This is a genomic window from Kytococcus sp. HMSC28H12, from assembly GCF_001816045.1.
Classification (GTDB): domain Bacteria; phylum Actinomycetota; class Actinomycetes; order Actinomycetales; family Dermatophilaceae; genus Kytococcus; species Kytococcus schroeteri.
This window is the reverse complement of the sequence record NZ_KV824448.1, coordinates 1-6,625: the sequence shown is the minus strand read 5'-3', so window position 1 is coordinate 6,625 and position 6,625 is coordinate 1. Positions and strand designations below refer to the sequence as shown.

7 protein-coding genes are annotated in these 6,625 nt (G+C 73.8%); 5 read left to right on the top strand and 2 right to left on the bottom strand.

Annotated features, from left to right (window positions below):
- Nucleotides 1-52 precede the first annotated feature (52 nt).
- Nucleotides 53-2,506, bottom strand: coding sequence for a transglycosylase domain-containing protein (locus HMPREF3099_RS06040; RefSeq protein WP_070705163.1), 2,454 nt, complete (start codon nucleotides 2,504-2,506; stop codon nucleotides 53-55).
- Between the two features lie 42 nt (nucleotides 2,507-2,548).
- Between HMPREF3099_RS06040 and HMPREF3099_RS12365 the strand changes: the two genes are divergently transcribed.
- The 4 genes from HMPREF3099_RS12365 to HMPREF3099_RS13650 all read left to right on the top strand — a co-directional run bounded on the left by HMPREF3099_RS12365 (nucleotide 2,549) and on the right by HMPREF3099_RS13650 (nucleotide 4,894).
- Nucleotides 2,549-2,707, top strand: coding sequence for a DUF4177 domain-containing protein (locus tag HMPREF3099_RS12365; protein WP_141494177.1), 159 nt, complete (start codon nucleotides 2,549-2,551; stop codon nucleotides 2,705-2,707).
- Nucleotides 2,707-3,180 (top strand): RidA family protein, encoded by a 474-nt coding sequence (locus HMPREF3099_RS06035; RefSeq protein ID WP_070705162.1) that lies wholly within the window; start codon nucleotides 2,707-2,709, stop codon nucleotides 3,178-3,180. Before HMPREF3099_RS12365 ends, HMPREF3099_RS06035 begins: the two co-directional genes overlap by 1 nt.
- An 8-nt stretch (nucleotides 3,181-3,188) precedes the next feature.
- Complete coding sequence (locus tag HMPREF3099_RS06030; RefSeq protein ID WP_070705161.1) at nucleotides 3,189-4,061, top strand: NUDIX hydrolase; 873 nt, start codon at nucleotides 3,189-3,191, stop codon at nucleotides 4,059-4,061.
- Between the two features lie 101 nt (nucleotides 4,062-4,162).
- A complete protein-coding gene (locus HMPREF3099_RS13650) occupies nucleotides 4,163-4,894 on the top strand; it encodes an MBL fold metallo-hydrolase (RefSeq protein ID WP_083323546.1) in 732 nt (243 codons plus the stop codon).
- A 79-nt stretch (nucleotides 4,895-4,973) separates the two neighbouring features.
- On the opposite strand, the gene HMPREF3099_RS06020 is transcribed toward HMPREF3099_RS13650, so the two are convergent.
- The gene (locus HMPREF3099_RS06020; RefSeq protein ID WP_070705160.1) at nucleotides 4,974-5,651 is read right to left on the bottom strand and encodes a Crp/Fnr family transcriptional regulator; all 678 of its coding nucleotides are present in this window, start codon (nucleotides 5,649-5,651) and stop codon (nucleotides 4,974-4,976) included.
- Nucleotides 5,652-5,792: 141 nt separating this feature from the next.
- On the opposite strand from HMPREF3099_RS06020, the gene nth reads away from it, so the two are divergent.
- Nucleotides 5,793-6,527, top strand: coding sequence for an endonuclease III (gene nth / locus HMPREF3099_RS06015; RefSeq protein WP_070705164.1), 735 nt, complete (start codon nucleotides 5,793-5,795; stop codon nucleotides 6,525-6,527).
- The last annotated feature ends 98 nt before the right edge of the window (nucleotides 6,528-6,625 follow it).

Genomic DNA, 6,625 nt, shown 5'->3' with positions numbered 1-6,625 from the left:
CGGGCACCCCGATGGGGTGCCCGCCCTCCCTGCGTGTGCCGGGGGCGACCGGTCAGTTCTCGCCGGTGTTCCCGTCGGCCACCGAGCCCTGCGTGCCGTCGCCCTGGGCCTCCAGCTCCTTGCGGATCTGGTCCGGGCTCGGCTGCTCGGCGTCGGTCCGCGGCGTGAGCTTCACGAACTGGGCCGTGTCCTGCTGGGAGCCGTTGGTGGTCTCGATGCTCTCGATGGTGGCGTCACCCGGGGCCCACGGCTTGGTGTTGAGCGCCAGGATGCCGGCCTTGCGCAGTTCCTCACGGGCCTCCAGCACGGTCTTGTCGCTGACGTCCGGCACGTCCACCAGGTGGCCCTTCGTCAGCTCGGCCGGCGGGGTCGGGAACTGCTCCACCGGCATGTCGCGGTGGGCGAAGTCCATGATCGACCGGAAGGTGGGCGCGGCCAGGCTGGAGCCGTACAGCCAGCCCGGGTAGGCCCGGCCACCCAGCTCGATGTCGCGCAGGTTGCCCAGACTGTCGGGCGTGCCGACCCACACCGAGGCCGCGAGCTGCGGGGTGTAGCCGGTGTACCAGGTCTCGTCCGAGCCGTCGGCCGTGCCGGTCTTGCCGGCCGACACGCGGCCCCCGGAGAGGCGGGCGCGGGAGGCGCCACCGGAGGTGGTCTCGGGCACCGAGCGGAACACGTCGGTCACCGCCGCGGCCTCACCCTCCTCGAGCACGCGCTCGCAGTGCTCGGCGTCCAGCTCCACCTCGCGGCCCTCGAAGTCGGTGATCTTCTCCACCGGGTAGGGATCGCAGCGCATGCCGCCGGAGGCCAGGGTGGCGAACGAGTTGGCCACCGTCAGCGGGCTGGCCTCGTCGGCGCCCAGGGCCACCGAGCCGGGCTTGGTGGAGAAGGGCACGTACTGGCCCTGGTCGTCCAGCTGGGAGCGGTGCAGGCCCATCTGCGTCATCGTGTCGCGCACGCGGCAGGGGTTCAGGGCGGTGGTCAGCTCGGAGTACGCGGTGTTCACGGACTCCTCGGTGGCCTCCTTGAACGGGATCGCGTCGCGGAAGCTGCCGTGGTCGTTCTGCACGGCCCACAGCTCGCCGTCCTTGACCTCAGCGCAGGGGTCGAACTCCTGCGGACGGAACACGGCCTTGGGCACGGTGCGCTCCTCGCCGCGGGAGTTGAGCGCGGTGAGGTCCACCGTCTCGCGCAGGCCGATCCTGCCGTCCACCGGGAAGCCGTCGCGCACTGCCGTGATGGCCGAGTAGAGCTTGGCCGTGGAACCGATGGCGAAGCCTCCGCTGGAGGTGAACGGCCGGTCCACCGCGTAGCCGACCGCGGTCTCGCCCTTGCCGCTGTTCAGGCCGTAGGGCCGGTTCTGCGCGATGGCGCGCACCTTGCCGGTGCCGGGCTCCACCACGGCGGCCGCGGCGGCCACGGCGTCGTCGTTCTTGGCCGGCACCTTGTCGCGCAGCTCGCGGGCGGCGTGGTCCAGCAGCTTGCTGTCGAAGGTGGTGCGGATGGTCAGGCCGCCACGGTCCAGCCGGGTGCGGCGGTCGTTCTCGGACTCGCCCAGCGCGGGCTGGCGCAGCAGCCACTCCACCACGTAGGTGCACACGAAGGGGTACTCGCTGGTGGCGCACGACCGGCGGGTGTAGGAGACCTTCAGGCCGAGGTCGCTCTTGCGGGCCTCCTCGTACTGCTCGTCGGTGATCTGCCCCAGCTGGTGCATCTTGAACAGCACCACGTCGCGGCGGTCGCGGGCCTTCTCCGGGTGGCGCACCGGGTCGCTGGACCCGGGGGCCTTCACGATGCCGGCGAGCGTGGCCGCCTGGGCGATCGTGAGTTCCTTGGCCGGCACGCTGAAGTAGTGCTGCGCGGCGGCCTCCACCCCGTAGGCGCGGTCGCCGTAGTAGACGAGGTTGAGGTAGTCGGTGAGGATCTCGTCCTTGCTGTGGGTCTTCTCCAGCGAGACGGCGTACTTGATCTCGCGCAGCTTGCGGGCGTAGCCCGCGGCGCCGTTCTGGGTGGTGGCGCGGCGGGCGGCCTCGAGGTCGCCGTCGCGCAGGGCGCGGTCCTGCAGGGAGACCTTCACGTACTGCTGGGTGAGCGTCGACCCGCCCTGGGTGCCCCCGCCCCCGAAGTTGTTGAACAGGGCGCGGCCGATGCCGGTGAGGTCGGCGCCGTTGTGGTCGAAGAAGCGCTCGTCCTCGATGGCCACCTGCGCCTTCTTCATCCACGGCGAGATGTCCTTGGAGCCCACGACCACCCGGTTCTCGCCGAAGGGGGCGGCGATCTGCTTGCCGTCGGCGGTGAGGATGCGGGTCTGCTGGGTCACGCCGTCGTCGCCGAAGTCACTCGGCAGCTCGTCGAAGTAGGTCGTGCCAGCCTGCGTGGCACGGCCCACCCCGATGGTGACGGGGACCAGCAGCACGGCCGCCAGCAGGCCCGCCAGCAGGCAGGCCACGACGAACGCCGACAGCGCGAGGAACGGGGAGGTGCGCCGGGGGGAGGGCTGGGACATGCGCCCAAGGGTACTTTCCGCATCCGCTATAGGCTCCGATCCATGCGCACATGGGAGTACGCCACCGTTCCGTTGATCGTCCACGCGACCAAGCAGATCCTCGACCAGTGGGGCGAGGACGGCTGGGAGCTCGTCACCGTGATCCCGGGGCCCGAGGGCTCCAACCCGGTGGCCTACCTGAAGCGCGAGAAGAGCGCCTGATGGGGGCCGTCGAGCAGCGCCTGGCCGAGGCCGGCGTCGAGCTGCCGCCGGCACCCCAGCCGGTGGCCGTGTACGTGCCCGCCACGGAGCACGCCGGGCTGGTCTACACCTCCGGCCAGCTGCCGGTGGTCGACGGCACCCTGGCCGGCACCGGCGTGGTGGGCGAGGGTGACGGCGACGTGACGCCTGAGCGCGCCGCCGAGCTGGCCCGCATCTGCGCCGTCAACGCGCTGGCCGCCGCCAAGTCCGTGGTGGGCGACCTGGACCGCATCGAGCGCGTGGTCAAGGTGGTGGGCTTCGTGGCCAGCCAGCCCGGCTTCACCGGCCAGCCGGCCGTGGTCAACGGGGCGAGCGAGCTCATGGGCACCGCCTTCGGCGAGGCCGGCGAGCACGCCCGCTCGGCCGTGGGCGTGGCGGCGCTGCCGCTCGGCGCGCCCGTCGAGGTCGAGGTCGTCCTGGCCGTCCGGTCCTGAGGGCCCGCGTGACCACCCCGCACCGCGACTTCCCGATGCCGCCGGCCCTCGTGCCGGCGGTGCGTGCCTGGCTGGACACCCCGGAGGCGGACCGCCCCGCCCCGGTGGCGCCCCGCGCCGCGGCCACCGTGATGGTGGTGCGCGACGGCGCACAGGGCGTCGAGGTGTTCATGCAGACGCGCGCGGCCTCGATGGCCTTCGCGCCGGGCATGATGGTCTTCCCCGGAGGCGGGGTGGACCCGCGCGACGAGGTCACCGACGCCGCCTGGTCGGGGCCCACGCCGCAGGAGTGGTCGGCCCGCATGCCCGGCACCACGCCGGCATCGGCGCAGCAGCTGGTGCTGGTCGCCGCGCGCGAGGTGTTCGAGGAGACCGGCGTGCTGTTGGCCGCCCACCCCGACGGACGTCCCGTGAGCGAGGCCGAGGCGAGTGCCCCGGCCGCCGTGGAGGGACGCCGCCGCGTGGAGGCCCGCGAGGTGGCGTTCAGCGACCTGCTGACCGAGCTCGGGCTGACTGTGCGCACCGAGTGCCTCAGCGTCCGGGACCACTGGACCACCCCCGAGTGCGAGCCGCGCCGCTACGACACGTGGTTCTTCGCCGCCCGCATCCCCGAGGGGCAGGAGCCCGACGACGGCACGAGCGAGGCCGTGTCGGCCAGCTGGGAGCGTCCTGCAGCGGTGCTGGAGCGCGCTGCCGGTGACGCGGGGCTGATGCTGCCGCCCACCATCGCCGCGCTGGAGGACCTGCGGGCTGCGGGCAGTGCCGCCGAGGTGCTGGCCGACCGCCACGAGGTGCCCGAGGTGATGCCCTGGCCCGAGGAGGTGCCGGTGGGGCCGGACGCCCCCGACGGTCTGGTCATGCGCACCCCCTGGAGGCGGTGAGCGTGCGCTCCTCCACGAGCCACCTGCCCGACGGGTCCGACTGGACCGGCGGCCCGGTGGGCGAGCGCGCCACCTGCCTGCTGTGCCCCAACCCCTCGCCGATGACGCTGGACGGCACCAACACCTGGCTGCTGGCCGAGCCCGGCAGCGACGAGGTGGTCGTGGTGGACCCCGGCCCGGAGCACCCCGAGCACCTGCGCGCCGTGGTGGACGCGGTGGAGGCCCGGGGCGCGCGCGTGGCGCTCACCCTGCTCACCCACGGGCACAGCGACCACGCCGAGGGGGCCGACACCTTCCACCGCCTCACCGGGGCGCCCGTGCGGCGTGCCGTGGTGCGGGGCGGGGAGGACGACCTCGTGGCCGGCGACCACCTCAGCGTGGGCGGGCTCGACCTGGTGGTGGTGCCCACGCCCGGCCACACCGCGGACTCCGTCTCGTTCGTGCTGCCGGCCGAGAACCACCTGCTCACCGGTGACACCGTGCTGGGCCGCGGGTCCACCGTGGTGGCCCACCCGGACGGCGACCTGGAGGCCTACCTGGGGTCGCTGGAGCGCATCGAGCGGCTCACGGCATCGGGCGAGGTGACCTCGCTGCTGCCGGGGCACGGCCCGTCCGTGGCCGACGCCGCCGGGGTGGTGGGCTGGTACCAGCAGCACCGGCGGGAGCGCCTGGAGCAGGTCGCCGCCGCGGCGGGGCGGGTGCAGCCGGGGCCGGGGGAGGACCTGGCCGACGCGGTGGTGCGCACCGTGTACGCCGACGTGCCGCGCGAGGTGTGGCCGGCGGCCCGCCTCACGGTGCTGGCGCAGCTGGAGTACCTGCGCGCCCACGCCTGAGCGGCGCACCCTGCTGCACCCCATGACCCCCTGCGCCCGGGACGGGCACAGGGGGTCATGGGGTGGGGTGGGGGGGGGGTCAGCGGGCGCGCTTGCGCAGGCGCTCCACCTCGAGCAGGCGCACGGCGCGTGCCTCCAGGCGCAGCCACCCGCGGGAGGCGAAGTCCGCCAGGGCCTTGTTGACGGTCTCGCGGCTGGCGCCGACCAGCTGGGCCAGCTCCTCCTGGGTGAGCTCGTGCTGCACCAGCATGCCGGACCCGTCCTCGGTGCCGAAGCGCTCGGCGAGGTCGAGCAGGGCCTTGGCCACGCGGCCGGGCACGTCGGTGAACACCAGGTCGGCCACGGAGTCGTTGGTGCGGCGCAGGCGGTGGGCCAGGGCGCCGAGCATGGCCACCGAGGCACCGCTGTTCTGCTCCAGGAAGAGGCCCAGGTGGGCGTGGGCCAGGGAGAGCACCTCGGTCTCGCTCACGGTGATGGCCGATGCGGTGCGGGGACCCGGGTCGAAGAAGCTGATCTCGCCGATGATCTCGCCCGGGCCGAGCACGGCCAGCAGGTTCTCGCGGCCGTCGTGGCTGGTACGGGAGAGCTTGATCTTGCCGGAGGTGACGACGTAGAGCTTGTCGCCCGGGTCGCCCTCGGTGAAGATGACCTGCCCCCGCTTGAAGGTGCCGCGCTCGGTGAGCTCGAGCAGGGCGGAGGCGGCGGCCTCGTCCAGGCCGGAGAACAGGGGCGAACGGGTCACGATGTCGAGGTCCACGCCTGCAGTGTGCCACGCCACAGAGCCGAACCCGCGGATCGGGGCGGGAGGGGGCGGCCTATCGTGGGGCCGGTGAGTGCGCCCGCGGCCGACCCGCTCCCCGACGAGACCGACCTGGCCCGCACGCGACGTGCCCGCCGCATGTACCGGGTGCTCGCCGCGCGCCACCCGGACGCCGAGTGCGAGCTGGACTTTCGCAATCCCTTCGAGCTGCTCGTGGCCACCGTCATGTCGGCCCAGACCACGGACGTGGCCGTCAACGCCGTCACCCCCGGGCTCTTCGCCCGCTACCCCGATGCCGTGGCGCTGGCCGCCGCCGACCCCGCCGAGGTGGAGCAGCTCATCCGCCGCACCGGCTTCTACCGGGCCAAGACGCGCTCGGTCATCGGGCTGGCGCAGGCGCTCGTGGAGCGCTACGACGGCGAGGTGCCCGGCCGGCTGCGCGATCTGGTGACCCTGCCGGGCGTGGGGCGCAAGACCGCCAACGTGGTGCTGGGCAACGCCTTCGACACCCCCGGCCTCACGGTGGACACGCACTTCGGCCGGCTCGTGCGGCGCATGGGCTGGACCGCGCTGGAGGACCCGGTGAAGGTGGAGCACGCCGTCGCCGAGCTGTTCCCCCGCCGCGACTGGACCGACCTCTCGCACACCCTGATCTTCCACGGTCGGCGCGTCTGCCACTCCCGCCGGCCCGCCTGCGGCGCCTGCCCCGTGGCCCGCTGGTGCCCCTCCTCCGAGACCGGCGTGACCACGCCCCGGCAGGCGTGGGGGATGGTCAAGGGCGTGGTGCCGGTGGAGTTCCTGCCCGAGGACGAGGCCGTGCTCCCGCCCCGGGCGCGCGGCCTGGAGCCGGTGGACGGACGGGTGGTGCTGTGAGCCCGTCGGAGGCCGATCGCTCCTGGGTGTTCGACGAGCCCGCCGCGGGCGACCCGCTGCAGGTGCCGCGCTGGCTCGCCGGCCTGCAGGCCCGCGTC